This is a genomic window from Bacillus sp. FSL K6-2865 (assembly GCF_040311405.1).
In the GTDB taxonomy this organism is placed as follows: domain Bacteria; phylum Bacillota; class Bacilli; order Bacillales; family Bacillaceae; genus Bacillus; species Bacillus velezensis.
Genome location: NZ_CP152036.1, coordinates 863966 through 890000, shown reverse-complemented (window position 1 = coordinate 890000; position 26035 = coordinate 863966). Strand labels below are relative to the sequence as shown.

Sequence of the window (26035 nt, the reverse complement as noted above, 5' to 3'; positions counted from 1 at the left end):
CACTCCCCTTCCGGGGTGCTTTTCACCTTTCCCTCACGGTACTGGTTCACTATCGGTCACTAGGGAGTATTTAGCCTTGGGAGATGGTCCTCCCGGATTCCGACGGAATTTCACGTGTTCCGCCGTACTCAGGATCCACTCAGGAGAGAACGAAGTTTTGACTACAGGGCTGTTACCTCCTATGGCGGGCCTTTCCAGACCTCTTCATCTACCTCGTTCCTTTGTAACTCCGTACAGAGTGTCCTACAACCCCAAGAGGCAAGCCTCTTGGTTTGGGCTGGTCCCGTTTCGCTCGCCGCTACTCAGGGAATCGCATTTGCTTTCTCTTCCTCCGGGTACTTAGATGTTTCAGTTCCCCGGGTCTGCCTTCTCATATCCTATGTATTCAGATATGGATACCACTCCATTACGAGTGGTGGGTTTCCCCATTCGGAAATCTCCGGATCAAAGCTTGCTTACAGCTCCCCGAAGCATATCGGTGTTCGTCCCGTCCTTCATCGGCTCCTAGTGCCAAGGCATCCACCGTGCGCCCTTTCTAACTTAACCGTTAAAAAGAATCACTACGTGATATCTTGCATTACTAATTGAATGTGAATTACTTCTGTTATCTAGTTTTCAAAGAACAACGCATAGGACATGCTAACACATGCGTTGCCACAGGAAGTGGCGCATTTAGCAGGTGTTCCTATGTTTTGAAGGAATGATCCTTCAAAACTAAACAAGACAGGGAACGTTCTGTTTATAAGACCCAAGGTCTTATATTCCGTTAAAATCCTTAGAAAGGAGGTGATCCAGCCGCACCTTCCGATACGGCTACCTTGTTACGACTTCACCCCAATCATCTGTCCCACCTTCGGCGGCTGGCTCCATAAAGGTTACCTCACCGACTTCGGGTGTTACAAACTCTCGTGGTGTGACGGGCGGTGTGTACAAGGCCCGGGAACGTATTCACCGCGGCATGCTGATCCGCGATTACTAGCGATTCCAGCTTCACGCAGTCGAGTTGCAGACTGCGATCCGAACTGAGAACAGATTTGTGGGATTGGCTTAACCTCGCGGTTTCGCTGCCCTTTGTTCTGTCCATTGTAGCACGTGTGTAGCCCAGGTCATAAGGGGCATGATGATTTGACGTCATCCCCACCTTCCTCCGGTTTGTCACCGGCAGTCACCTTAGAGTGCCCAACTGAATGCTGGCAACTAAGATCAAGGGTTGCGCTCGTTGCGGGACTTAACCCAACATCTCACGACACGAGCTGACGACAACCATGCACCACCTGTCACTCTGCCCCCGAAGGGGACGTCCTATCTCTAGGATTGTCAGAGGATGTCAAGACCTGGTAAGGTTCTTCGCGTTGCTTCGAATTAAACCACATGCTCCACCGCTTGTGCGGGCCCCCGTCAATTCCTTTGAGTTTCAGTCTTGCGACCGTACTCCCCAGGCGGAGTGCTTAATGCGTTAGCTGCAGCACTAAGGGGCGGAAACCCCCTAACACTTAGCACTCATCGTTTACGGCGTGGACTACCAGGGTATCTAATCCTGTTCGCTCCCCACGCTTTCGCTCCTCAGCGTCAGTTACAGACCAGAGAGTCGCCTTCGCCACTGGTGTTCCTCCACATCTCTACGCATTTCACCGCTACACGTGGAATTCCACTCTCCTCTTCTGCACTCAAGTTCCCCAGTTTCCAATGACCCTCCCCGGTTGAGCCGGGGGCTTTCACATCAGACTTAAGAAACCGCCTGCGAGCCCTTTACGCCCAATAATTCCGGACAACGCTTGCCACCTACGTATTACCGCGGCTGCTGGCACGTAGTTAGCCGTGGCTTTCTGGTTAGGTACCGTCAAGGTGCCGCCCTATTTGAACGGCACTTGTTCTTCCCTAACAACAGAGCTTTACGATCCGAAAACCTTCATCACTCACGCGGCGTTGCTCCGTCAGACTTTCGTCCATTGCGGAAGATTCCCTACTGCTGCCTCCCGTAGGAGTCTGGGCCGTGTCTCAGTCCCAGTGTGGCCGATCACCCTCTCAGGTCGGCTACGCATCGTCGCCTTGGTGAGCCGTTACCTCACCAACTAGCTAATGCGCCGCGGGTCCATCTGTAAGTGGTAGCCGAAGCCACCTTTTATGTCTGAACCATGCGGTTCAGACAACCATCCGGTATTAGCCCCGGTTTCCCGGAGTTATCCCAGTCTTACAGGCAGGTTACCCACGTGTTACTCACCCGTCCGCCGCTAACATCAGGGAGCAAGCTCCCATCTGTCCGCTCGACTTGCATGTATTAGGCACGCCGCCAGCGTTCGTCCTGAGCCAGGATCAAACTCTCCGATAAAGTAGTTTGACTGACTACGCACATCACTGTGCGATTTATTTAAAACTTTGAATTAACAGGTACGTTTTGTCTTGTTTAGTTTTCAAAGATCATCTCAACCTCATCTTGAGGCGACTTTTTCAGTATAACATTTCAGCGATTTGCTGTCAAATGTTTTTTGTTTTTATTTCTCCGCCGCTGTGAGCTTTTTGTTGAAGCGCATCAGCGACGTTTAATAATATACCATGCCTATGATTCAGCGTCAACACTTTTTTTGAAAGAATATCCTCGATGATATACTTCCTGCCCTTTGGTCTCTATTTGAGATACTTCAACAAAGCCTTTTTCCGTCAGGTAATCAAGCATAACACCAAGATCTTGGGTGAAGTGCACCAGTTCAGGGTGCTGAAGCAATTCTCCAAACTGCCACATTTCTTTTTCTTTCATCACTTGAAAAAGGTGGGCAGAACCGATTTCAGCTTTTGAATGGATGAGAAAATCATTTGCTAAGAATAATAATTCGAGCCTTTTCTCCAAACTTTCGTGACTCTCGACAAGTTCGGAATATAGCTTATATACCTGCGGCTCAATGTGACGGACCTGGTTCCAGACTGTCGTTTCGGGATAAAATCCCCGGTCAATCACTTCTATGCGGGCCAAGTGGTGAAGAGCATGCACTACCGCATAATATGCATCCAGAAAATGATCAGCTTCAAAAAACGCTTTTCCTTCTACAAATCTTCTGATCAGCTTGCCGTATTCCATTCCGATCTTTAATTTCCGCTCGGCGAAAGGAAAAGTGCTGAGCCGGTCATTGAGTTCAGATATATATTCATTGCGGTCAAACAGTACTTTGCCGTTGATGATCCAATCTATGACTCTTCTATTGGTCCCAAGCAGAATCCATTCCTGAAGCAGAGCATCCGTTACAATATGTAAAGAAGCGGTTTTTTGTTCGAATTCATAATGCTTTATAAAAAGAGGTTCATCAGCCTGTTTGACAATGACAAGCATGACCGCATCAAAGTTATCCGTGATGGATGATGCTTTACTCCTTCTCTCAATCATAAGGACGGCCAGCGTATCGGGATGACTTGCTCTTTCTTGGTAAATTGGACGGAGAAGATTGTCCATTACGATTCCTCCAATGCGATTGTTTCACTAGCTATTGTTTCTACATTTCTATGATAAAACATGAAAGTCCTTTTTTCTAAACACATTGCACTATTATAACAAATTTCCTTTCAGGTGCCATATTTATTCTTCCCTTTTCTTACGAAAACATGAAGAATATGCCATCTGTTTTGTGCTATAGTTAAACGGGAGGGGGATGGACATGGCGAAATACTCAAGCAAAATTAATAAGATCAGAACGTTTGCGTTAAGTTTGGTTTTCGTTGGGTTTATCATTATGTACATCGGGCTGTTCTTTAAGCAGTCTGTTTTGCTTGCCAGCTTGTTTATGATTCTCGGCCTGCTGTCGATCGGGCTCAGCACCGCCGTTTATTTTTGGATCGGCATGCTGTCCACAAAAGCGGTCCGGGTGATGTGCCCCGCTTGCGAGAAAGAAACGAAGATTCTGGGCAGAGTGGATATGTGCATGCATTGCAGAGAGCCGCTTACATTGGATAAAGGATTGGAAGGCAAAGCGTTCGATGAGTCTTATAACAGAAAAAACAGTGTAAAATAAACGAAGCTGACCGTATCAAAGCGGTCAGCTTCGTTTAGTGGTTTTCTTTTTTGGAACATTCTTGGCAGGCGCCGTAAATCTCCAAACGGTGGTGGCTTACCTTAAACCCCGTGACGTGAGCCGCAAGCTGTTCCACTTCGTCAAGCCCGGGATAATGGAAGTCTACGATTTTTCCGCAGCTTTCACAAATGGCGTGATAATGGTCAGAGGTGACAAAGTCAAATCTGCTGGACGCATCTCCGTACGTCAGTTCCTTTACAAGCCCCGCTTCCCGGAATACACGCAAATTGTTATACACTGTCGCAACACTCATATTAGGGAATTTCCCTTCCAAGGCTTTATATATATCGTCCGCTGTCGGATGTGCCATAGAATCCACGAGATATTCCAGAATGGCATGACGTTGAGGAGTAATCCGGACTCCCGTATCCTTCAACGTGTCTAAGGCTTCTTTTAATTCATGTGCAGCCATCCGTCATGCACCTCTCTTCTAAAAAAGATTCTTACTTTATAATGTTTATAATTAGTGTACATCTTTTTCCGGTCTCCTGTCAAATGTAATCTGAAGAAAACCCCGTGAGTTCAGCATTTGTCCATTAATTAGACGCAATTTGTTCCAATTCGCGAAGCGCCTCGGCAACGTGATCTTTCACTTTTACCTTTCTCCACTCCTTCACAAGACGGCCTTCTTTATCTAACAAAAAAGTGGATCGCTCGATACCCATATATTCTTTCCCAAAATTCTTTTTCAGCTTCCACACATCAAAAGCTTCCGCCAATTTGTGCTCATCATCAACGAGGAGCTGGAAAGGAAGATCGTGTTTTTGCTTAAATTTTTCATGTTTATCACGGCTGTCAGGGCTTACTCCGATAATAACCGCATCAAGTCCCGCGAAACTTTCGTGCTGATCACGGAAATCACATGCTTCCGTCGTGCATCCGGGTGTCATGTCTTTCGGATAAAAATAGAGAACGACGTACTTCCCTTTAAAATCCGTCAATGCTACTTCTTCCCCGCTGTCATTCACTAATTTCATATCCGGTGCTGTTTGTCCGATTTCAATACTCATTTCTTATACCTCCGGGTTTTTTATTAAGCGTATCCAATTCACGTTAAGATTACAACCGTTATCCCCCCGCTCTTTTCTGGAAGCATGAACCGTTGTGCTCGCAATGAAGCATGCTACAATAGAACATGATGTAAGGAGATATTAGGAGGGTCATTTTTTGTATACAAAATCAGTTGAACTTCATAAGGAAGCGTTAGAGCATATCGTCGGAGGCGTGAACAGCCCGTCCAGATCCTATAAAGCGGTAGGCGGCGGTTCACCCGTTGCGATGGAAAAAGCGAACGGCGCTTATTTCTGGGATATAGACGGGAATCAGTATATCGATTTTTTAGCGGCTTACGGCCCGATTATTACCGGACATGCCCATCCGCATATTACTGAAGCGATTAAAACAGCTGCTGAAAACGGCGTGCTGTACGGGACGCCGACCAAACATGAGGTCACTTTCGCCAAAATGCTGAAGGAGGCCATTCCTTCACTTGATAAAGTACGATTCGTAAACTCAGGCACTGAAGCGGTGATGACAACGATCCGGGTTGCACGCGCTTATACAGGCCGGACAAAAATCATTAAATTCGCCGGCTGCTATCACGGCCATTCTGACCTCGTACTTGTCGCTGCGGGTTCCGGCCCGTCTACGCTCGGCACCCCTGATTCCGCCGGCGTGCCGAAAAGCATCGCCAATGAGGTGATTACCGTTCCTTTCAATGATATTGAAAGCTACAAAGCCGCGATGGATAAATGGGGTTCGGAAATTGCAGCGGTTCTCGTCGAGCCGATCGTCGGCAACTTCGGCATCGTTGAACCTGAAGAAGGATTTTTAGAACAGGTAAATGAATTGACCCATAAAGCGGGCGCGCTCGTCATTTATGATGAAGTGATCACGGCGTTCCGTTTTATGTACGGAGGCGCGCAGGATCTTCTTCAAGTGAAGCCTGATTTAACGGCGCTCGGTAAAATTATCGGGGGCGGCTTGCCGATCGGCGCTTACGGAGGCAAAAAAGAGATCATGGAGCAGGTTGCTCCGCTCGGTCCGGCATATCAAGCCGGCACGATGGCCGGAAACCCGGCATCTATCCTATCAGGCATCGCCTGCCTGGAAGTGCTGAAGGAAGAAGGCGTTTATGAGCGGCTTGATGAGCTCGGCGCCAGACTTGAGCAAGGCATTCTCGCCCATGCGGAGACACATGGCATTACCATCACCGTCAACCGTTTAAAAGGCGCGCTCACGGTTTACTTCACTGATGAAAAGATCGTCAATTACGAGCAGGCGGAAAATACGGACGGAGAAGCATTCGCCAAGTTCTTCAAGCTGATGCTTGAGCGCGGCATCAATCTCGCTCCATCGAAGTATGAAGCTTGGTTTATCACAACCGCACATACTGAAGAGGATATCGACGCCACTTTACAAGCCGTTGAAGATGCGTTCAGACATATGAAAAAATAACTGCTGAAACAAGCGGGAGCCCGGGGCTTCCGCTTTTTCTTTTTGTCCGATTTGTGAGATAATGGTTTTTTCAAAAAAAGACCTTGAATAATTGGTATGATCCCTGTATATTACTTTATTGTTTAGCAAATCAGCCAACAGGGAAATGTAAGTGTCAGCCGTTCGTTCGGCACATAATTTATTAGAGAAAGGAATGCACGCACAAACCAATGAAACTTGGTGCCCGCATTTTAAAAACAGGGATTGCGATTACGCTCGCGCTCTACTTAGCATCATGGATCGGACTTCCGTCGCCGATCTTTGCCGGGATTGCAGCTATATTTGCCATACAGCCCTCTATTTACAGGTCTTTTCTTATCATTATTGATCAGGTTCAGGCAAATATCATCGGCGCTGTCATCGCTACGGCATTCGGACTGATTTTCGGACCGAGTCCGATTATGATCGGATTGACCGCAGTGATTGTCATCACGATCATGTTAAAACTGAAAATTGAACACACCATTTCGATTGCGCTCGTGACGGTTATCGCGATTTTAGAAACACCGGGAAACAGCTTCCTGACGTTCGCTCTGATACGAACAAGCACCGTTATTTTAGGCGTGCTGTCTTCTTTTATTGTGAACCTTGTGTTTCTTCCGCCGAAATACGAAACGAAGCTGACTCATCATACGGTTGAATATACCGATGAGATCATGAAATGGATCAGGCTGACGATGCGCCAGTCCACGGAACACTCGATATTGAAAGAGGATATTGAGAAGCTGAAGGAAAAGATGATGAAGCTTGATCATACGTACCTTCTTTATAAAGAGGAGAGAAGCTACTTTAAGAAAACGACGTATGTAAAGTCGCGCAAGCTTGTATTGTTCAGACAGGCGATTATTACGGCGAATCGGGCGCTTGATACGCTGAAAAAGCTGCACCGCTATGAAAACGAGATTTATCATATGCCGGAGGAATTTCAGGAGACGCTGACAGAAGAAATTGATTATCTGCTTCATTGGCACGAAAGGATTCTGATGCGGACGGTCGGCAAGATCAAACCGCATGATGACGATGCTGAAGAAAGCATAAGATATAAACAGCTTTTGACGAAGTCTTTCTTGAAAAATCAGCAGAACTGCGAGGATGAACTGCTTGATTACAATATGCTCAGCATTATGGCTGCGGTTGCGGAATACCGTGAGCAGCTGGAACATCTCGATACACTGATTACGAGTTTCCAGACATACCACCCGAAAGACAGCGAACTAGAAACAGACGATGATGAGTAACCCGGTGCTTCCGTAAAACCGGGTTTTTTTGCATTCAAAAAAACGTATGCCGCCCATTCGGACGGCATACGTTTTTGTATCAGTTCAAATTCTGAATCGTAAATAAGTGTCTGTACTGGCCGCCTTGGGCCATTAATTCCTCGTGCGTGCCGGTTTCGACGACGGCGCCGTTTTCCATGACGACAATTTTATCCGCGTGCGTAATCGTGGACAGCCTGTGGGCGACGATAAATGTCGTCCGGTTTTTGGCAAGCTTTTCCATCGCTTCCTGAATGTAGTGTTCACTTTCCAGATCAAGAGCCGATGTCGCTTCATCCAAGATTAACAGCGGCGGATTTTTTAAGAATACACGCGCGATGGAAATCCGCTGTTTCTGCCCGCCTGACAATTTGACGCCCCGTTCGCCGACTTTGGTTTCATAACCTTCGGGGAAATTCATAATAAATTCATGGGCATTTGCCGCTTTCGCAGCCGCAACCACCTCATCCAGAGACGCTCCCGGTTTACCAATGGCGATATTTTCACGAATCGTCTCACTGAACAGAAACGTATCCTGAAGCACCATTCCGACTTGATTGCGGAGGCTTCTCGCTTCATAATCGCGAATATCTGTGCCGTCAATCAGCAGGCTGCCGCCGGATACATCATAAAAACGCGGTATGAGGCTGACAAGCGTCGATTTACCGCCGCCGCTCATCCCGACGAGCGCGACGGTTTCCCCTTTTGTCACCTTTAAGGAAACGTCCTGCAAAATCGTTTCTTTTCCTTCCTCATAACGGAACGAGACATTTCGGAATTCAACTTCGCCCTTAATGCCGTCAGCTTTTACTGCATTCGGTTTATCAGTCAGTTCATACGGCTCGTCGATAAATTCAAATATGCGGTCCATTGAAGCGATCGACTGGGTCAGCGTCGTCGATGAGTTGATCAACCTTCTGACCGGATTGTACATTCTGTCAATATAGCCGACGAACGCAACCATCGTCCCTACCGTCAGCGGACCGTTTATGACAAAATAACCCGCAAACGCGATAACAAGCAGCGGCGCCAAATCCGTAATGGTATTCACGACTGCAAACGTTTTTGCGTTCCAATTCGTATGACGGATCGCTCTGTCCAGAAAATGTCCGTTTTTTTCATCAAAATTGGCTTGTTCATAATCTTCAATGGCAAAACTTCTGATGACAGGCATCCCCTGAACTCTTTCGTGCAAATGTCCCTGAACTTGGGCGAGTGCCTGAGAACGCTCACGTGTCAGTTTTCGGAGGCGGCCGTAAAAGTATTTCACTGAAATTCCGTATAACGGAAACAAAATGACAGATATCAATGTCAGCTTGACATCAAGTGTAAACATAATGCAGATGACGATCAGCACCGTCATCATATCAAGCCAGATATTCATCAGTCCCGTTATGACAAAGTCTTTTGTCTGTTCGACATCATTTATCACCCGGGAAATGACTTCGCCCGTTCTCGTGTTGGCATAAAACCTCAGGCTCAATTTTTGAATATGATCAAACAATACCCCCCTGATATCATAGAGCACCCGGCTGCCCGTCCATTGCGCGAAGTATTGCCGATAGTACTCTACCGGGGGACGCAGAATTAAAAACAGCACGAACATGATGCCCATTATCGTGAATAGCGATGATGTTTTAGCGCTTGCCGTTCCGCTCCCTTGAATAATGTCATCGACCACGTATTTTAACAGCAGCGGGAGAGCCAGCGGGATGGAGAATTTTATGATGCCGATTAACACTGTGATAAAAATTTGTTTTTTATAAGGTTTTACAAATTGCATATAGCGTCTGATTACGCCCACACTTTATCCCCCTCTCTCTTTAAGGCGTGTGAGCCCATGTGAAAAACCTGTTGACACCCCAACAGGTTTTTTATTGTATTCTTTATTTTGTATAGCGCAGATACCGTTCATACCACATATCAACAAATTCCGGAGCAAACGGTCCTTTCCGCTGATGAATCCAGTGCAGCAGCGTATTCAGATACTCCTTCAGAATGCTGTCGATCTCTTTAGGGTAATTCATTGATTTGCGGTGGTCATCGTATTCATCCTCGTCAAGAATGTTATACGTCATATCCGGAAACACCTTGACATCCAAATCGTAATCAATATATTTGATGGCCTCTCCGTCATAAGCGAACGGCGAGCTGATGTTGCAATAATAGTGTACCCCGTCATCTCTCAGCATTCCGATGACGTTAAACCACTGACGGGCATGAAAGTAGCAGATCGCCGGTTCTCTCGTCACCCACGTCCGTCCGTCGGATTCCGTCACCATTGTCCGGTCGTTGGCTCCGATGATACACAATTCCGTACTTTTTAAAATCGTCGTTTCATTCCAAATTCGATGAAGCAGCCCGTTATGCTTATAGCTGTGAATTTGAATGGTTTCTCCTTCCTTGGGATATCCCATATTTCTCCCCTACTTTCTGTAAAGCCCTGCAGTCAATGCAGCCGCAATTGCTTTCCGACAAGTCTTTTCACTATTATAACGTTACGAATTAAAAAATGAAAATAAAAGAACCACTCCGCTTCCGGAATGGCACATTCATTTCTGCACATAGGAAGACGGCTTTTCCGTGCTGCGATAAGACTGGATGACTTGCTCTGTCTGCCTTTGGAATAACTCCTGTATGCCGGCCAGATCTTTTCGCTTTGTCGCAATTTCGTCCTGTACATTGTCCAGCTTTGCATCTCTTTCCAGACTGATGAGTTCCGCTTCCACCTGGCGGCAGCGGTCAAGTTCTGACTGCAGCTCGAGAAGCTGATCCATGATTTTCATCTGTTCACTTACAAGCTTTTCAAACTCTGACATCGGGTTCCTCCTTAGGCTTTTAGGTTGATACTCCTTACCATTTCGATTTTCCGCCGGAAAACCCTTTGACTCATTCTGTAGAGGAATCACAAGTTTTGTCGTTTTGGCAACAAAAAAAAGCACTTCCATCCGAAGATGAAGTGCTTTTTCGTTTCAGTGATTAGCTGTTTTGTTGTTTGTTTTGTTCAGCAGATTGGTTTTGCTTTCTTACCTGCTGCACATCAGTTTCACTGCCGAATTCAGTGCCGAATTGACCCTGACCGGAAGCTGATTGCTGGTTTTGTTTTTTCACCTGCTGAACGTCTGTTTTGCTGAATTTTGAGTTTGCCATTGTTATCACCTCCACGCACTTTAGAATGCGCAGGAGACGATAAGGCTATTCATCTTTTTTTAAAACTTATACGAGCAGAGAACGTCCGCCGTCAATAATAATGGTCTGGCCGCGGATCATGTCCGCTTTTGAAGAAACTAAAAACTCCACCGTATCGATCATATCTTTAATTTCGACCATTCTGCCGGCCGGCGTATTTTGGCGGGCATCTTCCAGCAGTTCATCTCTGTTAGGGAAATGCTTCAGCGCGTCCGTATCAATCGCTCCGCCTGACACCGCGTTTACGATGATATTTTTCGAAGACAGCTCAACCGCCAGATAACGGGTTAACGATTCTAAAGCGGCTTTTGAGACTCCGACCGTCGTATAGTTTTCAAGATAGCGGATGCTGCCGAGCGAGCTGATGCTGACGATGTGGCCGCCTCCGTTTTTCTCCATCATCTTTGCCGCTTCCTGGGCGCAGAAAAGCAATGCTTTCGCATTGATATTCATCGTCCAGTCCCAGTGTGTTTCTTCGAGTTCCATGACCGGTCTCAGCACGCCTGAAGCCGCATTATTGACGAACACGTCCAGTCTGCCGAATGTTTCGTCAATCTGGCGGAACATGTCTTTGATTTTTGCCGGCTGGCCGACATTGGCTTTAATGACGAGCGTTTTAACGCCGAGTTTTTCAATTTCTTCGGCGGTTTCTAATGCTGCTTTTTTACTGCGGGCGTAATTGATGACGATGTTGTATCCTTTTTCCGCGAGTCTGATGGCGGCTGCTTTCCCGACGCCGCGGCTGCTTCCCGTGATCAGTGCGCATTTATTTTGTTCCATTTTTCCTCAGCTCCTTGCTGTGTATAGTTCTTTTCATTCAACAAACAATAAAAGCAATATGTGTTGAAAGGGGTCTTTTATATGTATGTCGGACGTTATATGGGCGAATTGGCCATGATGCCCAAAAAAGATTGGAGAGATTCAGAGCTCGCCTATTTCCATCATGCCTTCCAGCAAATTATGCCGTATTTAAACGAAGAAGGCCAGTCCAAATACCGGGAACTGATTCAGGAAATCGAAGCCCGCGGCGGACTGAAACGGAATGAAGCGGATTACGGCCACGGCACTCGCGTCAGCTATGACTGACGCTTTTTACAGGCGGCCGCTTTCTTCCGCCATTTTCCATATCTTTTGATGGGAAACGGGAAATGCGTATTCCTCGAGCTCCTCTTTTGTGACTCGTATGAATTCCGTTGTATCCGACACTTGTTTTACTTTACCGAAAAAGACCGAAATATTCCAGACGAGATGGGTGAAAACATGTTCTACGATGCCTTCCAGCTCCCCGATTTCAGCGGTTGTTCCCATCTCTTTTTCTAAATAGGCTTCAAGCTGCTCTCTTTCGGTTTTGATTCCTTTCTGGGTTTCGGTATTCGGAAACTCCCACAAGTTGGCGAGCAAGCCTTTTGGCGGCCGTTTATGAATATAGACATCGCCTTGATCGTCTGTCAGCACAACGGCTGCCATTGTTTTTATTCCGGGCTTTTTCTTTTTGCTTTTAACAGGCAGCTCCCGCTCTGTCCCTTCCGCAAATGCCGAGCAGTGCTTTTGTACGGGGCAAAGCAGGCAGGACGGCGATTTCGGGGTGCAGATGATCGCGCCGAGCTCCATTAAACCCTGATTGAATTCAGATGGTTTTTCATGAGAAATGAAAGCGGATACCGCCTGTTCGAAAATGGTTCTGGTTTTAGGTTTTGCGATATCGTCCCATATGGAAAGAATTCTCGACATGACACGCATCACATTGCCGTCTACGGCGGGAATCGGTTTGTTGTATGCGATGCTGAGCACGGCGCCTTTTGTATAAGGGCCGACGCCTTTCAGTCCGCCAAATTCCTTTTCTTCGGCAGGGACGACTCCCCCGTACCGCTCATGCACTTCTTTTACGGCACTTTGCAGATTTCTTACACGGGAGTAATAACCTAGCCCTTCCCAGGCTTTGAGCACTTTTTCCTCATCGGCTTCAGCGAGCGCCGAAACGGTCGGAAATTGCTCAACAAACCGCCGGAAATAAGGGATAACGGTTTCTACGCGCGTCTGCTGCAGCATCACCTCTGACACCCACACCCGATACGGGTCCTGATTTTCTCTCCACGGCAGAATTCTCTGTTCTCTTTCGAACCATGTAATTAAGTCCTCGCGAAATTTGTCTATATCTTTTTGTTTCATTTTTTCTTCAAGTGCGTTCATATCTTCTCCTCAGATGTTTCGGGTTCCGCTTTTCTTGACACCGTATTTTGGTGTAAACTTAGGGCACGTTACGATAATATGTTACATTAAATAGTGATAAAGAAAAAGCGGAAACATATGAGAACGGCGGATAAACGCCATGATTGGGCAAACAGAAAATGGGGAATATCTTATAATGCGAAATATGCGGGCGACTGATTGTTAACGCCTGCTAGGAGGTCAACAATGGATACTGGCACTCACGTTGTCATGGGTATCGCGCTTGGCGGAATCGCAACTCTTGATCCTGCCGTCGGCATGCACACCCCCATGTCTCAGGCAGTTATGATCGCCGCTCTTGCCGGCTCTCAGGCACCTGATATTGATACCATATTGAAGCTGAAAAATAATGCCGTTTATATTCGAAATCATAGAGGGTTCACGCACTCCATTCCCGCCGTTTTATTTTGGTCCGTTCTGATTCCGGGTATTTTGTTTATGTTTTATCCGGAAGCGAACTTTTTGCACCTGTGGCTGTGGACGCTTCTCGCTGTCGTTTTGCATGTGTTTGTTGACATTTTTAACGCGTACGGCACGCAGGCCATCCGCCCGTTTTCGAGAAAATGGATCGCTCTCGGTTTAATCAATACCTTTGATCCGTTTATTTTCGTCAGCCATTTGGCCGCGATTGCCGTGTGGTATATCGGAGGTCATCCGGGCGTGACATTTCTGATGCTTTATATCATCCTCGCAGGATATTACGCCGTCCGGTTTTTGATGCAGCTGCGGATAAAGCGAAGGCTGCGCGAAATGATTGAAGAGGAGATTGAAACCATCATTATTTCGCCGACGATGAAATTCAGGCAGTGGCGTATCGCCGTGACGACGGCGCATGCCTTTTATGTCGGCAGAAGCCTTGACGGCCATGTCGTGATATTGGATACATTCAACCGCGTGCCCGTTCCGGAAACCGATGTGATGAAGGCCGCGAAACAGGACGAAAATATTGCAGCCTTTCTTTCATTTTCCCCCGTTTACAGGTGGGAGGTCGATACCTTTAAAGATCATTATGAGGTGCGCTTTATTGATTTGCGCTACCGGAGCAAAGGCCACTATCCTTTTGTCGCCATCGTCCATCTCAGTCATGATTTAGAGCTTCTCTCTTCTTACACGGGCTGGATTTTCAGCGAGGAAAAATTGCAGAAAAAATTAAAGCTCGGCTCTGTTTAAGAGCCGGGCTTTTTTTGTCTTCTCACATATATAGCGGCAAACACGAGGCTGATCACCGATAGAGCGGCCGCGGGTTTAAAAAACGGCGGGAAATACGTTAATTGAATATCGTTTTTTCCTTTTTGCGCTTTAAATCCGATGAAGGAATAATCCGCTTTTTCAATCTGCTCTTTTCTGCCGTTTATCTTCAGCTCCCAGCCTTTTTCATATGGAACCGGAAGCATGATATACGGCGCGCGGGTTTTGTTATCATACGAGATATGAAGCGTATTTCCGCGCCAGCTGAGATCGGCCGGCGGTTCTTTTTCCGCTTTTCGGTATGCGTTTTTCAGCGTATCGTACCGTTCTTCATAAAGCGCCAGTCTGTCAAGCTGATACGATCCTTTCGGCAGACGGATTTGGATGTTTTTTGTTTTCGGCACTCTGACAGTAAGATCGTTGACACCTGTTTTGTAAATGGATTGATTCGATTTTCTCGTTGTCGTGTAATCGTTCACTTTTAATGTAAAGCCCTGGTCCTTCGCTTTATTCTTCAAATAAAAGCTGACGTAATAATCGCCGCCGTCCATCTTAGCGGCTTGCGGCGTAATGATCAGGCCGCCGCCGTCTTCGTTTACCGTCAGGATGCCGTTATGATAATCGCCATGTTCGGCCGCTACCTCTGCATGGCCGATCATATTTTTCGCCTCAGGCGCTTTTTTCGTGTTGGTTGTGCTTGATTCCATGACGATCCCGTCAAGCATTGCCCGTTCCCTGGCAAGGGCGGGCGCTTTTTTCAGGCCGCCCTCGTTATATACGCGATCGGCTGTCCGTACGAACGGAAGCATATATTGATTTTGATAAACCGCATAATGGGTTGATTCCATGATTTTTTTGAACCCGTACGGCACGCCGGCCTCGTTTGTTTTTTCCGTCATATAATATTTTCCGTAAAGCAGGCTGTATAAATTAGCCCTGTTTCCTAATGTCGCATAGCGGCTGACGCTTTCTCTGCCCATGTCAATCTGGAGGTCGTTCCAGTAAAAGGACAGCAGATTGCGGTTCAGTATGCTTGAGTATACGCTGAATCCGTTGAACCCGTATATGATCGGGGTGTTATTGAAAACACCGTTCATCCAATCTAAACGGGCAAACGGATCAGGGTCTTTTTCTTTCAGACGCTGAATGAGCTCTGATTGCTCTTTGCCTTTATAGTCAGCACCCGTCATAAAGGTATGCGATACCGTATAAATCTTCCCGCCTTCTGATAAAGCATATTTTTCATATGTATTAGCCGTAAGCACAGCCGTAAGCAAAATGACGGCATAGACGGCGGGCACCGCGCCTTTCAGTCTTGTCTTTGCTGCAAAGAAAGCGGCTATGCTCAGCACCAGAAGAAGGATGACGGGCAGGTTGGCGTGATCAGAAATATCCAGACTGTACCGCCTCACCTGGCTCCAATAGAGCAGAACGACGAGTACGGCGGACATCAGCATACTCTTCATGCTGATGTCTGAAAGCTTAGAAAGCCCGGCTGAAACCGTTCCGGCAATCGTGAAGCACAGGACGTATTCAAACCTGTTCTGCGGAGCTGAAAAACCGTTAAAGGCACTTGCCGCGAACGGACTGAAGTGAAACAGAATATACAGCAGACTGATTCCCGCAAACAGACGGAACAAGCGATTTTTGTATAAAGTAAATGTAAATAGAAAAAGCAAAAAAGCCGCCGGCAGGATGATAATCCGGCTAGAAAATAAAATATTGTCGGAAAAATCAAGCCATGCAATATGCTCTGAATACGGCGGCCGCAGATTATGAAGGTACCCGTATACGACAGGAATAAAGGAAACTGCGCTTATGCCGAACCCGAGAAGACCCGACAGAATAAATATCCTGCATTGAGTGAGCCTTTTCGCCTCATTGCCTTCAAGGGGGATCATCCACCTGAATAAGATATAAACGCCGATGAAAATCAGATTAATATACGCAAAATAAAAGTTGTTGATCAATGTCAGCGCACAGGCGAAGATAAACCACGCCGGCTTTTTTTCCCTGATGATTTTTTCCGCGCCGAGCACGAGCAGCGGCAGCCACACCATACTGTCAGTGAAAAAGTCCCAATACACCTCATGCCGGAAGTAGATAATCGAGACCCCGTACAACACGGCGCCGGCAAAAGCGGGCACCGGCCGTTTGACGAAATAACGGAACACACACGCCGCCGTGAATATGATCAAACTCTGCTTGGCGATGCTGATAAAAACGGAGGCCTGCGCCCAAAACAGCGCATCAGCCTCACCCGTCAGCTGAATAAGCTGCAAAAAGCGGACAGCGGCGGAGATAAACAGGAATAGAAAAGAAGTAGAGAAATAATAGCCGAGCTGACTGTACACGCCCCCGCCCAGTCCGAACGAATAGCTGTAAAACAGCCTGCCGTTCATATATTGATCAAACAGCAGCTTTTTGAAGACCGCCATTTGGGCGATCCCGTCTCCAGACCCCGTCATATAGCGGCCTTGCGACCACTCTTTTAAGAAAAAAATATGAGCGGCTGCCGCAGCCAGCACACAGGCTGCCGGCAAGATCCATTTATTTTTTTTCATACAACGTCCCCAGACCCTGCGCACAGCGGCGGCTGTTTAATGGTTCCACTTGCGCTTTTTTGTATAATTCGTTTCATTTTGTTCTCCGTACGTTATATTCGCTTCTTTAATTAAATAGTGCGGGCGTTTTTTTGTTTCATAGTAAATCCGGCCGATGTATTCTCCGATGATGCCGAGACTCAAAAGCTGGATGCCCCCTAAAAACAGCACGGCGGAAATAATTGTGAAGTATCCGGGTACGGACACGCCGTGTGTCAGAATATGAACAAAGGTCGTTACAATATAAACCATCGACAAAAGCAATATCAGAATACCGGTGAAAAAGCATACCCTAAGGGGCTTGTTGTTGAAGGAGACGACACCGTCCATTCCGTAGTTGAACAGATTGCTGAATGACCATTTGGACGTGCCGTTCTTCCTTTCGACATTTTCATAAAATACGATTTTCTGGTCAAACCCGATCCAGCAGAACAGCCCTTTCGAGAAACGGTTTCCTTCACTCAGCTTCAAAAGGGCATCAACGGCCTGCCGGCTCAGCAGGCGGAAATCTCCGACCCCGTCACGCAGGTCCACTTCGACGGCTTTGTTGATAAATTTATAATACAGGGAAGAAAGCACGGAACGCACGGGGCTGTCCCCTTTTCGGTTGCGCTGCGCGATGACTTGGTCATACCCTTCTTCATAGCCTTGAATGAAGTCTTTCAGCAGATGGGTCGGATGCTGCAGATCGGCGTCCATCACGATTACCGCTTCGCCCTGCACGTGTTCAAATCCTGCCAAAATGGCCGCTTCTTTCCCGAAGTTGCGGGAAAAAGATATGTATTTGACGCGATGGTTTCTGGCGGCCAGTTCTTTAATCTGCTGAAGGGTGTCATCCGCGCTTCCGTCATTGATGTAGAAAATTTCATAGTCATAATGAATCGTCTGAAACTCTTTTTTTAAAGATTCATGAATGAGCTTGACGTTGTTCCCTTCATTGTAAGACGGAATAATAATTGAGATTAACCTTTGTTTCATGAAGGCACCTTCTTTGTATTATTCTTTTTTTAGGACGGCCTTAAAGGAATTGTCCGCAAAACTTCAGTAAGGCTTTTCCTTTTTTTAATGACGTTTAAACCATTTTTTTGTTACAGGGAAAGAAAATTTTTTCTGCATATGGTTTATATTTTGTCATGTTTTTCGGCAGATATGAGAAAAAAAAGAAAAAGTCTGTACGCGGGACAGACTTTATTGCTGAAGGTATTCATGAATCAAATGGCTGACGATGCGCGGTTTTTCGTGAATGACCCAATGTGAGGCATCATCTATGAAGATTAAGTCGCCGTTTGGAATCATCCGTTTTGTTTCCTTGGCGAGCTTTTTGCTCAGCGCTTGGTCATTGACGCCCCATATTAATCGGTACGGAACGGGCATTTTAAGCGGAACGGCAGGGCCTAAACCGCCGGCTCTGATCGCCCGGTACCAGTTCAGCATCGCCGTGAGCGCTCCTTTTCTGCCCCAAGCTTCTTTGTAGCTGTCGACATCTTCCCGTGAAAAAAGCGCCGGTCGTTCGGATAAGCCGATCGCGTGATCCAATACGCGGTAATTGTCTTCAGACAATCTCCGTTCCGGCTTTTCCGGCAGCTGAAAGAAAGCGATATAAGAGCTTTTCTTCCACTGCGGCGGGTAGAACGGTGTGACCTTCCGCATAACCGCCGGGTGCGGGATATTGACCGTGATCAATTTTTCAACGTATTGCGGCCGCGTGGATGCTAAATGCCAGGCCACGGCTCCTCCCCAATCGTGGCCGATGACGACGGCTTTGTCATCTGTAAAATGCGTGATCAGCCCGATAATGTCGTCTCTGAGCGTATCAATGGTATAGTTTTCAATGCCCTCCGGTTTGTCACTGAGATTATAGCCGCGCTGATCAGGCACGACAACATGGTATCCGGCATCCGCCAGCGGTTTGATCTGACTCTTCCAGCCGTACCAGAATTCCGGAAACCCGTGCAGCAGCACCGCCAAAGGACCGTCTTTCGGACCGGCTGAAGCCGTGTGCAGCGTCACTCCGTTTGTTTCGATCATGTGAAACGTAATGTCATTCATCGATTCTCCTCCCCGTTTGATTCAATCTTCTTTCTGTTAAGACGATGATCAGTACGCTGATCACAATCAACAATACGGCCTGAACGATCAGGGCGAACGGCTGAGTCAGCCGGATAAGCAGGCTGCCCGCAAATCCAGCTGCCGCCGAAATAAGGCCGAACAAAATCATGAGGAGCGCACTGAATCGATTGCCTTCTTTCCACTGCGACTCATCCGCCATAGAGCGCTTCGTCCGATATCCGTACAGGCTGTTGATCGACTTCGGCGGAAAAAATGTGACTAAAATGCCGGCCGCAGCCATCAGAAGGCCGCCGATTACCATTATCATATCCCTCACTCTCCTTTTCATCTTTTACGAAAGGAAAGGCGGAAGGTTTCAGAAAAAAAGCAGGCTCATTCGCCTGCCTGAATCTTTATTTTTGAGTTAAGTCGGCCGTTTTCACATAACCTGCTTTCCCGCCGTATGTGACGTACGCCCATTTACGGTCAAATCCTCCGTCATGGCTGAACCCCCAGCCGAGCACATTGACGGTTTCACCCGCTTTAACGGACCCTTTTTTGCCGGTTTCCAAAGTCGGCGTATAAAAGGCGGTTTGTTTCGCGGTCACCGCCTTCACCGGCTGCTTCATCAGAAAATGCGTGGAAATATAGGCTTTGTGCCCTTTGTAGTCAATCTCAGCCCAATCTGTTCCTTGAAGCCGTTTAACCTTTACGGAATCCTCTGAACGAAGCGTGCCGATAATCGCCCCCTGTTTATTTGGTTCTTTGCGGACGTTAAGTTCTCCTGCTTTCACGATATATGTATCTGCTGCGGTGTCTATTTTTGTCTGGTGAACTGCTGCGGCATTCGCTGCCGGATCGAAAAAAACGGTGCCTGCGGCTAAAAATAAGCAAAGTCCTGCGGCCGGAATAAATGCGGTTAACCCCTTTTTCATGTTCATTGTGGTTCCTCCCCGCTATTTTATAAGTTATTACACATTTCCACATTCCGCCGGTCGCCAAACATGATTTTCCTATTTCTTTTATAAAAAAAACCGCCGGACGATATCCGGCGGGCGCACTGCTATGTTAATGCAGGAGACCCCTGCTTTGATCCAAATAATGAGAAACGTCTTCCCGAACGCTCTGGAACATATGGAGCTTGCTGCCGTATGATTCGATCCATTCCTTGACGACGCGTTCCGTCATTTGCTCTCCTTGATACGGGCGGCCGGCTTTTGCGTAAGTCGCTTCGAAATCTCCCCATAAAAGCTCAACCCAAGTTCGCGCTTGCAAATAGCTGAGCATGTCATTTTTCTCAAGCAGCAAATTCGTCAGTTTGTCGATATATGTATTCATGTCTCTGTCTCCTTTCCTTGGGAAAACCTGCTGCTTTTACGCAGCTTGTCACAGGCATATACTAACTTTACGTCTTCAGTCCAGAAGGCGCAACCTTTTGATATTGGCCGAGGGGGAAAACAAATGGTCCGGAACAAGGCAAAAGGATTTCCTAATCAGAACAATAATAAGTTTGAAGGCGAACCGCGGGCAAAGGATGACTACGCTTCTAAACGGGCGGACGGTTCAATTAATTCGCACCCGCAAGAACGCATGAGAGCTTCAGGCAGACGATAACACACACCGTAAGAGACCGGGAATGACCCGGTCTTTTTTTTGCGGAGAAAAACATTCTTTTGCGGTCATAACGCTAAATAAATTCCATAATATGTTAAATGTTCAACCGAAAGCCGGTAGACAAAAAAGGAGGGGTTTTATAAAATGAAGACAGTTTCAAAACGATTGCTGAGCCTTACCGCATTCTTACTGTCAGTTTCATTATTTGCTGTTTCAGCTGAAGCAGCGGGCAGCCCGCAGACATCTGTATCAAACAGCGGTGAGGAGTTTGACGCACATCTGAATCAGCCTGTACAAACAACACAGACATCCCCCGCTTATGAAGGAACGGGTCTCACCAAAAGACAGCTTGCACAAAACAGCAAAGCTGACATCAAGTCATTAAAGCCTTCCAGTATTATTGGGACAGACGAACGAATCAGAATTTCTCCTACAACATCATTTCCATATCGCGCGACAGCACAGCTGACCGTCACATACAGCGGCAGCACAAGCACCTACGGATGCACCGGTTTTTTTGTCAATGCCGACACGATCGTTACGGCGGGACATTGCGTGTATGACCAGAAAAACGGCTGGGCATCGAAAATTACGGCAGCTCCCGGCCGCAACGGGTCATCGTACCCGTACGGCTCTTATTCAGGAAAGACATTCTACAGTGTCAAAGGGTGGACAGAAAACGGTGACACAAACTATGACTACGGCGCAATCAAAGTAAACGGGTCGCCCGGGAATACTGTCGGCTGGTACGGCTACCGGACGACCAACAGTTCCAGTCCGGCCGGGCTTTCCTCAACCGTGACAGGATATCCGTGCGACAAAGTGTCCGGTTCCATGTGGTCGGACAGCAAGCCGATACGTTCTGCCGAGACATATAAACTTACTTACACGACAGATACGTTCGGCTGCCAGAGCGGATCGCCCGTTTACCGCAATTACAGCGACACCGGCCAGACCGCCATTGCCATTCATACAAACGGCGGGTCGTCTTACAATTTGGGAACAAGGGTGACAAACAGTGTATTCGACAACATTCAATATTGGTCAAATCAATAAAGCTTTTGTTTTCTTTCTCGCGGCGGCCGTTTTATGCGGATGCGGCAAAGCGGATGATTCCGCCGCCAAAAAAGCACTGCCTGTTACGCTCCATGTTGAGGATGCAGACGGCTCACCGGCGGCCGGTGTGACGGTCACCGTGATGAAAGCGGCGGAGTCAGATCATCAGCCGAATATAGACCGCGGGGAGATAATAGGCAAGACTGATCACCACGGCGAGATTGCATGGAAAAGCGGCGCGAAAGGAACCTATGCCGTCGTTTTTGAAAAAGACGGAGTACCGGAAACCCGGAATATTTCCTTAGCTGAGAGTGATAAACATACGGTGATCAGCATTACATTGAAACGCTGAAAAAAGCTTGCAGGCGGAATATCCCCTGCAAGCTTTTTGTTATCCTTTATGCATTTGGTATTCATAAACATCTTTCTTCTCTGACAGATGAGCGAACGTGGAAAGCACAAGGCCGAGAGCCGTCATCAGCGCACCGCCGGCAAACAGCCATGAGTAAGATCCCGTTCCCCCGAGAATCAATCCGCCGATCCAGGCGCCGAGCGCGTTTGCCAGGTTAAAGGCGGAAACGCTCACCGCAGCGGCGATTGTCGTGCCGTTTTCAGAGGAAGAAATAACCTTGGTCTGCAAAAGCGGCGGCGTGCCGAACGCACATGCGCCGAACAAAAATGTCGCTGAAACGGCGGCGGCGGGAAAAACAGCGATATAAGGGAAAATCGCCAAGACGCCGATCAAGCCGATCATCACACCGATCATCGTGCGTGTCAGCAGTTTGAGCGGCACTTTCCCCGCGAAGAAATTCCCCGCCACTCCGCCGAGACCGTAGGCAAATAATGCGCCTGTAATGCCGACTGTGCCGAACCCCGCTGAATCTCTTAAAATCGGCTCAATAAACGTGTAAGCGATAAATACGCCTGAGTAGCCGAGAATGGTGATCGCAAAGGAAAAAATCACTTGCTTATGCTTAAAGACACTCCATTCATTCATCAGCATCGGAATCACTTTCGGTTTCCGGTTCGGTACGACCAGCATCAGTCCGATCAGCCCGATCATGCCTAAAACGGAAATAATGAAAAAGACGGCCCGCCAGTTAAGGGCATCCCCTAAATAAGAGCCGAACGGGACACCGAGCATCAGCGCCACGGTTAATCCGCCGTTCATGGAAGCCGCGGCGGCGGAACGTTTTTCAGGCGGCACCATTTCACTCGCAAACACCATGGCGATCGCAAAAAAAGCTCCGTGGATGGATGCGGATAAAATTCTGGAAATCGCCAGCACGGCGAAGTTTGGCGCAAAGACGCTCATCAGGTTGGCAAGGACGAAGATGCCCATCAACCCTAGCAGCACCGGCTTTCTCGGCAGCTTAACCGCGATAATGGTTACGATCGGGCCCGTCAGGCAGACGCTTGCTGCGTACGCCGTAACAAGCATGCCCGCTGAAGATACATGTATATGAAAGTCATCGGCAATCGACGTCAGAATACCCATGACAGCATATTCCGTATACCCGATGGAAAATGTGCAAATCATTAAAACAAAAATCATTAATTTCACTGATGGCTGTTTCATTTTGATATTCAACGCAAATCGCCTCCTTTTTATTAAAAAAACAACGAATTCCATCTTAAAAGATATCAAAAATGAATTCAATCATTTTTTACTGAAAGGTTGAAACGAATGTGCCCGAAAAGAAAAAGAGGCCGTAACCGGCCTCTTTTGTTATTTTTTTTCTTTTAAAACGGAAATCGGCAGTGCTTCTTCCCCGTCAGACGGGGAAGATCTGTGTCCCCAGGCGAATACGCCGTTGATGTAATCAATGCGGAAAGTGTCATTAGAACCTTCTATCTGATACACCCCGCCGGGCCGAAAGTCTTCCGGGTTCAGCATGTAAGCTTTGGCCATCGTAATTTTCCGTTCAAGCACGGCCAGTTCATTTACAATGCCCATCTGTTCCGCTTTTCGCGCTTTTTCCGTCAGTCCTGCAATTTCTGTCTGTAGTTCATGAGGCGTCATTTGACTGTATCGTTTGTCCATTTCAGTTTACTCCTCTTCCTGCAAGAATTGATCAATATCGTCAATCGAGAATCCTTTTCTGAATAAGTACTGTTTAACCTTCATTCCGCTTTCATAACTGCCGTCATAGCGGTATTTCCTGATCGCTTTTTCCGCATGAGCCTTCAGAGCCTCCATCTCGGCTTCATCATCATTTTCATACTCCGTCTGCTCCAGAGCGGCATTGATGACGTCGAAAGGGAAACCTTTTCGCTGAAGCTGCATCTGCGCCCGCTGTCTGATCTCTTTTGTGGACAGCTTTTTGTCTTTTTTGAGGATTTTGCCGATATGTTTCAGCGCTTCTTGTATCTGCTCATCAAATGTAAACGCACTGAGCGTCTCCTTGATGCTATCGTCGTCTATTCCTTTCGCTTTCAGCTCGCGGAACAGGACGTCAGGGCCTTTGCCGTTTGTTTTTTTGTGGGTGCTCGCATAGGCTTCGGCAAATTCTTTGTCATTTAAGTAGCTGTAATCGTACAGTTTATGGATGACTTCAGAAATGACCATGTCCGGCGTTTCTTTTTTCTTCAGATGATCCCGGACTTCTTTTTCAGAGCGCATCCGGTATGATAAAAATTCTACGGCGCGGTTAAAGGCTTTTTTCACGTCATCGCCGTACTGGATTTCAAGAATGTCAAGCTCGTCCAGTTCTTTCCCTTTTTTCAGGTCAAAACGCACAAGCACGTCGGCGTCGACGCTGAATGCATATTTCTCATCAAGAAAGATGTTGAAGCGCTCGGTATTTTTCTTTTGGGTCGATATTTTTGTAATAAACGGCATCCCGGTCTCCTTTCCCGCCCCGATGTTCAGGCGTTTTTCTTTTTGGCAAATGAGGTACAGTATATGTATCAACGTGTAAGGAGAGATGGATATGAATATCGCGATGACAGGCGGCACTGGTTTTCTGGGCCGGCATCTGACAGGTGTGTTTACCCGCCGGGGACATCATGTCTATATTTTATCAAGAAAACAGAGAGAAACCGAACAAAAAAATGTGACATATGTTCAATGGCTGGCCGAAAACGCGGCGCCTGAGCGCGAGCTTCCCCCTATTGATGTATGGGTGAACCTCGCCGGCAAATCCATCTTTGACCGCTGGACGGACACAACGAAGGAACAAATCATCTTAAGCAGAATAGAAGCGACGAGAGAAGTCAGACGGATTATGAAGCAGCAGCCGAAAAAACCCCGGGCTTTGATTCAGGCCAGCGCCGTCGGCATTTACGGCACAAGCACAGAAAAAACGTTCACCGAACAGTCAGATACGTCAAATGAAGATTTTCTCAGTCATACGGCTCATATGTGGGAACGTGAAGGCCAGAAAATTGAAGCGCTCGGCATCCGGACGGTATATGCCAGATTCGGGGTGATGCTCGGTGAAAAAGGCGCCCTGCCGCTCATGGTTCTCCCTTATAAGCTGTTAGCCGGCGGCACCATCGGCTCTGGACGGCAGTGGCTGTCATGGGTTCATGTCGATGACGCCGCGGAACTTATTGCTTTTGCGGCGGAGCATGATGACTTGTCCGGTCCCATGAATGTGACATCGCCGAACCCCGTGGAAATGAAGCAATTCGGAAAAACGATCGCAGGCGTCCTGCACCGCCCCCATTGGATTCCCGTACCGGAACTTTTTCTGGAGAAGGCCTTGGGAGAAATGAGCCTGCTGATCGTAAAAGGCCAGCGCGCCCTGCCTAAGCAGGCGCTGACATCCGGTTTTCAATTTACGTATGAAGAACTTGATTCCGCTTTAAAGGATCTCTTATCTGCATAAAAACGGAAATAAAAGCCAATCCTATTGGTATTCTGTTTTGAAGGAGGGTCTTCTTTTATGGAAAAGAAGCGCGAAAAACATCAGCAGGGAGCCAATCTGAAAAAAATGCAGGAAGTCCTTTATTCCGGTGAATTCAAAAAAGCGGAAAGAGCAGCCAAGCGGAAATAAACTGAATAAAGATCGGGATTGGGCAGATACTATGTTTGTTTGATATCACTTTTTTCAGGGGGCGATTGATATGGGCAGAAATCATACTCACAAAAACCGTGATAAAAACAAACAAAAACTTCCTCAAGTTCCGGATGCTTTGAAACGCGAAACAGACGGCACATATGAGGAATATTCAAGCGAGCTTGCTGATTCCGCTGACCGTGAAGCGCAGGCGCGGATGAAAGCCGCTGACAACAGAGCTAAAAGCAAAACCCGCTAATACGAAATCCCCGCCTCTGTATAGAGACGGGGAT

The 26035-nt window shown here is 47.4% G+C and carries 29 protein-coding genes and 2 rRNA genes (1 of these 31 only partly in view); 11 read left to right on the top strand and 20 right to left on the bottom strand.

Going from position 1 to position 26035, the window contains the following annotated elements; translation table 11 throughout:
* The 3 genes from NYE42_RS04355 to NYE42_RS04345 form a co-directional block, all read right to left on the bottom strand.
* Nucleotides 1–546, bottom strand: a 23S ribosomal RNA gene (locus NYE42_RS04355) (it extends 2384 nt beyond the left edge of the window).
* A gap of 233 nt (nt 547–779) precedes the next feature.
* Nucleotides 780–2329: ribosomal RNA gene (locus tag NYE42_RS04350) — 16S ribosomal RNA — on the bottom strand.
* The 16S and 23S rRNA genes sit together here, the layout of an rRNA operon.
* Before the next feature lie 228 nt (nt 2330–2557).
* Nucleotides 2558–3442: a nucleotidyltransferase-like protein gene (locus NYE42_RS04345; protein WP_007408569.1), complete on the bottom strand. Its 885-nt coding sequence runs from the start codon at nt 3440–3442 to the stop codon at nt 2558–2560.
* Nucleotides 3443–3644: 202 nt separating this feature from the next.
* Between NYE42_RS04345 and NYE42_RS04340 the strand changes: the two genes are divergently transcribed.
* Entirely contained in the window at nt 3645–3998 is a 354-nt protein-coding gene (locus NYE42_RS04340) for a YgzB family protein (RefSeq protein ID WP_007408568.1), read from the top strand.
* 34 nt (nt 3999–4032) lie between these two features.
* Here NYE42_RS04340 and perR read toward each other — a convergent pair whose 3' ends face one another.
* Together perR and bcp are read right to left on the bottom strand one after the other, a co-directional pair.
* Nucleotides 4033–4470 carry a peroxide-responsive transcriptional repressor PerR gene (gene perR / locus NYE42_RS04335; protein WP_352426786.1) on the bottom strand — a complete coding sequence of 146 codons (438 nt, stop codon included), beginning with the start codon at nt 4468–4470 and terminating at the stop codon, nt 4033–4035.
* A 124-nt stretch (nt 4471–4594) separates the two neighbouring features.
* Complete coding sequence (bcp, locus tag NYE42_RS04330) at nt 4595–5068, bottom strand: thioredoxin-dependent thiol peroxidase (RefSeq protein ID WP_039252278.1); 474 nt, start codon at nt 5066–5068, stop codon at nt 4595–4597.
* 157 nt (nt 5069–5225) lie between these two features.
* Here bcp and NYE42_RS04325 point away from each other — a divergent pair, with 157 nt between their 5' ends.
* Nucleotides 5226–6515, top strand: coding sequence for a glutamate-1-semialdehyde 2,1-aminomutase (locus NYE42_RS04325; RefSeq protein ID WP_039252279.1), 1290 nt, complete (start codon nt 5226–5228; stop codon nt 6513–6515).
* A gap of 209 nt (nt 6516–6724) precedes the next feature.
* Nucleotides 6725–7792 (top strand): aromatic acid exporter family protein, encoded by a 1068-nt coding sequence (locus NYE42_RS04320; RefSeq protein WP_039252280.1) that lies wholly within the window; start codon nt 6725–6727, stop codon nt 7790–7792.
* Between the two features lie 79 nt (nt 7793–7871).
* Here NYE42_RS04320 and NYE42_RS04315 read toward each other — a convergent pair whose 3' ends face one another.
* The 5 genes from NYE42_RS04315 to fabL form a co-directional block, all read right to left on the bottom strand.
* A complete protein-coding gene (locus NYE42_RS04315) occupies nt 7872–9614 on the bottom strand; it encodes an ABC transporter ATP-binding protein (protein WP_014417243.1) in 1743 nt (580 codons plus the stop codon).
* A gap of 82 nt (nt 9615–9696) precedes the next feature.
* Nucleotides 9697–10227 carry a DUF402 domain-containing protein gene (locus NYE42_RS04310; protein ID WP_003155475.1) on the bottom strand — a complete coding sequence of 177 codons (531 nt, stop codon included), beginning with the start codon at nt 10225–10227 and terminating at the stop codon, nt 9697–9699.
* Between the two features lie 135 nt (nt 10228–10362).
* Nucleotides 10363–10629 (bottom strand): YgaB family protein, encoded by a 267-nt coding sequence (locus tag NYE42_RS04305; RefSeq protein WP_003155476.1) that lies wholly within the window; start codon nt 10627–10629, stop codon nt 10363–10365.
* A 160-nt stretch (nt 10630–10789) separates the two neighbouring features.
* The gene (locus NYE42_RS04300) at nt 10790–10960 is read right to left on the bottom strand and encodes a gamma-type small acid-soluble spore protein (RefSeq protein ID WP_032870737.1); all 171 of its coding nucleotides are present in this window, start codon (nt 10958–10960) and stop codon (nt 10790–10792) included.
* Between the two features lie 66 nt (nt 10961–11026).
* Nucleotides 11027–11779: an enoyl-[acyl-carrier-protein] reductase FabL gene (gene fabL / locus NYE42_RS04295; protein WP_032870733.1), complete on the bottom strand. Its 753-nt coding sequence runs from the start codon at nt 11777–11779 to the stop codon at nt 11027–11029.
* Nucleotides 11780–11860: 81 nt separating this feature from the next.
* Here fabL and NYE42_RS04290 point away from each other — a divergent pair, with 81 nt between their 5' ends.
* Nucleotides 11861–12085: a hypothetical protein gene (locus tag NYE42_RS04290; protein WP_352426785.1), complete on the top strand. Its 225-nt coding sequence runs from the start codon at nt 11861–11863 to the stop codon at nt 12083–12085.
* Between the two features lie 6 nt (nt 12086–12091).
* Here NYE42_RS04290 and mutY read toward each other — a convergent pair whose 3' ends face one another.
* Complete coding sequence (gene mutY / locus NYE42_RS04285; RefSeq protein WP_012117124.1) at nt 12092–13189, bottom strand: A/G-specific adenine glycosylase; 1098 nt, start codon at nt 13187–13189, stop codon at nt 12092–12094.
* Between the two features lie 225 nt (nt 13190–13414).
* Between mutY and NYE42_RS04280 the strand changes: the two genes are divergently transcribed.
* Nucleotides 13415–14398: a metal-dependent hydrolase gene (locus tag NYE42_RS04280; RefSeq protein WP_003155481.1), complete on the top strand. Its 984-nt coding sequence runs from the start codon at nt 13415–13417 to the stop codon at nt 14396–14398.
* On the opposite strand, the gene NYE42_RS04275 is transcribed toward NYE42_RS04280, so the two are convergent.
* The 6 genes from NYE42_RS04275 to NYE42_RS04250 form a co-directional block, all read right to left on the bottom strand.
* Nucleotides 14395–16980 (bottom strand): YfhO family protein, encoded by a 2586-nt coding sequence (locus NYE42_RS04275; RefSeq protein ID WP_352426784.1) that lies wholly within the window; start codon nt 16978–16980, stop codon nt 14395–14397. The genes NYE42_RS04280 and NYE42_RS04275 overlap by 4 nt on opposite strands.
* Nucleotides 16981–17016: 36 nt before the next feature.
* A complete protein-coding gene (locus tag NYE42_RS04270) occupies nt 17017–17997 on the bottom strand; it encodes a glycosyltransferase family 2 protein (protein WP_003155484.1) in 981 nt (326 codons plus the stop codon).
* A gap of 210 nt (nt 17998–18207) precedes the next feature.
* The gene (locus NYE42_RS04265; RefSeq protein WP_015417065.1) at nt 18208–19068 is read right to left on the bottom strand and encodes an alpha/beta hydrolase; all 861 of its coding nucleotides are present in this window, start codon (nt 19066–19068) and stop codon (nt 18208–18210) included.
* Nucleotides 19061–19396, bottom strand: a complete 336-nt coding sequence (locus NYE42_RS04260; protein ID WP_062623301.1) for an SdpI family protein — start codon at nt 19394–19396, stop codon at nt 19061–19063. The genes NYE42_RS04265 and NYE42_RS04260 overlap by 8 nt, the downstream gene beginning before the upstream one ends.
* 85 nt (nt 19397–19481) lie before the next feature.
* Nucleotides 19482–20009, bottom strand: a complete 528-nt coding sequence (locus NYE42_RS04255; protein WP_062623300.1) for an SH3 domain-containing protein — start codon at nt 20007–20009, stop codon at nt 19482–19484.
* A gap of 127 nt (nt 20010–20136) precedes the next feature.
* Nucleotides 20137–20406 (bottom strand): YfhJ family protein, encoded by a 270-nt coding sequence (locus NYE42_RS04250; protein ID WP_003155492.1) that lies wholly within the window; start codon nt 20404–20406, stop codon nt 20137–20139.
* A gap of 123 nt (nt 20407–20529) precedes the next feature.
* On the opposite strand from NYE42_RS04250, the gene NYE42_RS04245 reads away from it, so the two are divergent.
* The 3 genes from NYE42_RS04245 to NYE42_RS04235 all read left to right on the top strand — a co-directional run bounded on the left by NYE42_RS04245 (nt 20530) and on the right by NYE42_RS04235 (nt 22090).
* Nucleotides 20530–20682 carry a small, acid-soluble spore protein K gene (locus NYE42_RS04245; RefSeq protein WP_003155495.1) on the top strand — a complete coding sequence of 51 codons (153 nt, stop codon included), beginning with the start codon at nt 20530–20532 and terminating at the stop codon, nt 20680–20682.
* A gap of 144 nt (nt 20683–20826) precedes the next feature.
* A complete protein-coding gene (locus NYE42_RS04240) occupies nt 20827–21738 on the top strand; it encodes a serine protease (RefSeq protein WP_014417237.1) in 912 nt (303 codons plus the stop codon).
* Nucleotides 21701–22090 (top strand): DUF2606 family protein, encoded by a 390-nt coding sequence (locus tag NYE42_RS04235; RefSeq protein ID WP_144664956.1) that lies wholly within the window; start codon nt 21701–21703, stop codon nt 22088–22090. The genes NYE42_RS04240 and NYE42_RS04235 overlap by 38 nt, the downstream gene beginning before the upstream one ends.
* A 39-nt stretch (nt 22091–22129) precedes the next feature.
* On the opposite strand, the gene NYE42_RS04230 is transcribed toward NYE42_RS04235, so the two are convergent.
* From NYE42_RS04230 to recX, 3 genes are all read right to left on the bottom strand, one after another.
* On the bottom strand, nt 22130–23323 hold the full coding sequence (locus tag NYE42_RS04230; protein WP_144664963.1) for an MFS transporter: 1194 nt from the start codon (nt 23321–23323) through the stop codon (nt 22130–22132).
* A gap of 144 nt (nt 23324–23467) precedes the next feature.
* Entirely contained in the window at nt 23468–23782 is a 315-nt protein-coding gene (locus NYE42_RS04225; protein WP_077391961.1) for a YfhH family protein, read from the bottom strand.
* Between the two features lie 6 nt (nt 23783–23788).
* Entirely contained in the window at nt 23789–24580 is a 792-nt protein-coding gene (recX, locus tag NYE42_RS04220) for a recombination regulator RecX (protein WP_352426783.1), read from the bottom strand.
* A gap of 91 nt (nt 24581–24671) precedes the next feature.
* On the opposite strand from recX, the gene NYE42_RS04215 reads away from it, so the two are divergent.
* The 3 genes from NYE42_RS04215 (at nt 24672) to NYE42_RS04205 (ending at nt 26001) form a co-directional block, all read left to right on the top strand.
* The gene (locus NYE42_RS04215) at nt 24672–25571 is read left to right on the top strand and encodes a TIGR01777 family oxidoreductase (protein WP_352426782.1); all 900 of its coding nucleotides are present in this window, start codon (nt 24672–24674) and stop codon (nt 25569–25571) included.
* A gap of 57 nt (nt 25572–25628) precedes the next feature.
* Entirely contained in the window at nt 25629–25739 is a 111-nt protein-coding gene (locus NYE42_RS04210; protein ID WP_003155504.1) for a YfhE family protein, read from the top strand.
* Nucleotides 25740–25809: 70 nt separating this feature from the next.
* Nucleotides 25810–26001, top strand: a complete 192-nt coding sequence (locus NYE42_RS04205) for a YfhD family protein (protein WP_003155508.1) — start codon at nt 25810–25812, stop codon at nt 25999–26001.
* Nucleotides 26002–26035 lie beyond the last annotated feature (34 nt).

Excerpts from the sequence above, each read along its gene's own strand:
- NYE42_RS04275 (WP_352426784.1), bottom strand. The coding sequence starts at position 16,980 with ATGAAAAAAAATAAATGGATCTTGCCGGCAGCCTGTGTGCTGGCTGCG.
- mutY (WP_012117124.1), bottom strand. The coding sequence starts at position 13,189 with ATGAACGCACTTGAAGAAAAAATGAAACAAAAAGATATAGACAAATTT.
- NYE42_RS04265 (WP_015417065.1), bottom strand. The coding sequence starts at position 19,068 with ATGAATGACATTACGTTTCACATGATCGAAACAAACGGAGTGACGCTG.
- NYE42_RS04320 (WP_039252280.1), top strand. The coding sequence starts at position 6,725 with ATGAAACTTGGTGCCCGCATTTTAAAAACAGGGATTGCGATTACGCTC.
- recX (WP_352426783.1), bottom strand. The coding sequence starts at position 24,580 with ATGCCGTTTATTACAAAAATATCGACCCAAAAGAAAAATACCGAGCGC.
- NYE42_RS04255 (WP_062623300.1), bottom strand. The coding sequence starts at position 20,009 with ATGAACATGAAAAAGGGGTTAACCGCATTTATTCCGGCCGCAGGACTT.
- NYE42_RS04305 (WP_003155476.1), bottom strand. The coding sequence starts at position 10,629 with ATGTCAGAGTTTGAAAAGCTTGTAAGTGAACAGATGAAAATCATGGAT.
- NYE42_RS04240 (WP_014417237.1), top strand. The coding sequence starts at position 20,827 with ATGAAGACAGTTTCAAAACGATTGCTGAGCCTTACCGCATTCTTACTG.
- NYE42_RS04290 (WP_352426785.1), top strand. The coding sequence starts at position 11,861 with ATGTATGTCGGACGTTATATGGGCGAATTGGCCATGATGCCCAAAAAA.
- NYE42_RS04210 (WP_003155504.1), top strand. The coding sequence starts at position 25,629 with ATGGAAAAGAAGCGCGAAAAACATCAGCAGGGAGCCAATCTGAAAAAA.
- perR (WP_352426786.1), bottom strand. The coding sequence starts at position 4,470 with ATGGCTGCACATGAATTAAAAGAAGCCTTAGACACGTTGAAGGATACG.
- fabL (WP_032870733.1), bottom strand. The coding sequence starts at position 11,779 with ATGGAACAAAATAAATGCGCACTGATCACGGGAAGCAGCCGCGGCGTC.
- NYE42_RS04245 (WP_003155495.1), top strand. The coding sequence starts at position 20,530 with ATGGTCCGGAACAAGGCAAAAGGATTTCCTAATCAGAACAATAATAAG.
- NYE42_RS04250 (WP_003155492.1), bottom strand. The coding sequence starts at position 20,406 with ATGAATACATATATCGACAAACTGACGAATTTGCTGCTTGAGAAAAAT.
- NYE42_RS04340 (WP_007408568.1), top strand. The coding sequence starts at position 3,645 with ATGGCGAAATACTCAAGCAAAATTAATAAGATCAGAACGTTTGCGTTA.
- NYE42_RS04260 (WP_062623301.1), bottom strand. The coding sequence starts at position 19,396 with ATGATAATGGTAATCGGCGGCCTTCTGATGGCTGCGGCCGGCATTTTA.
- bcp (WP_039252278.1), bottom strand. The coding sequence starts at position 5,068 with ATGAGTATTGAAATCGGACAAACAGCACCGGATATGAAATTAGTGAAT.
- NYE42_RS04205 (WP_003155508.1), top strand. The coding sequence starts at position 25,810 with ATGGGCAGAAATCATACTCACAAAAACCGTGATAAAAACAAACAAAAA.
- NYE42_RS04280 (WP_003155481.1), top strand. The coding sequence starts at position 13,415 with ATGGATACTGGCACTCACGTTGTCATGGGTATCGCGCTTGGCGGAATC.
- NYE42_RS04225 (WP_077391961.1), bottom strand. The coding sequence starts at position 23,782 with ATGGACAAACGATACAGTCAAATGACGCCTCATGAACTACAGACAGAA.
- NYE42_RS04310 (WP_003155475.1), bottom strand. The coding sequence starts at position 10,227 with ATGGGATATCCCAAGGAAGGAGAAACCATTCAAATTCACAGCTATAAG.
- NYE42_RS04270 (WP_003155484.1), bottom strand. The coding sequence starts at position 17,997 with ATGAAACAAAGGTTAATCTCAATTATTATTCCGTCTTACAATGAAGGG.
- NYE42_RS04345 (WP_007408569.1), bottom strand. The coding sequence starts at position 3,442 with ATGGACAATCTTCTCCGTCCAATTTACCAAGAAAGAGCAAGTCATCCC.
- NYE42_RS04215 (WP_352426782.1), top strand. The coding sequence starts at position 24,672 with ATGAATATCGCGATGACAGGCGGCACTGGTTTTCTGGGCCGGCATCTG.
- NYE42_RS04300 (WP_032870737.1), bottom strand. The coding sequence starts at position 10,960 with ATGGCAAACTCAAAATTCAGCAAAACAGACGTTCAGCAGGTGAAAAAA.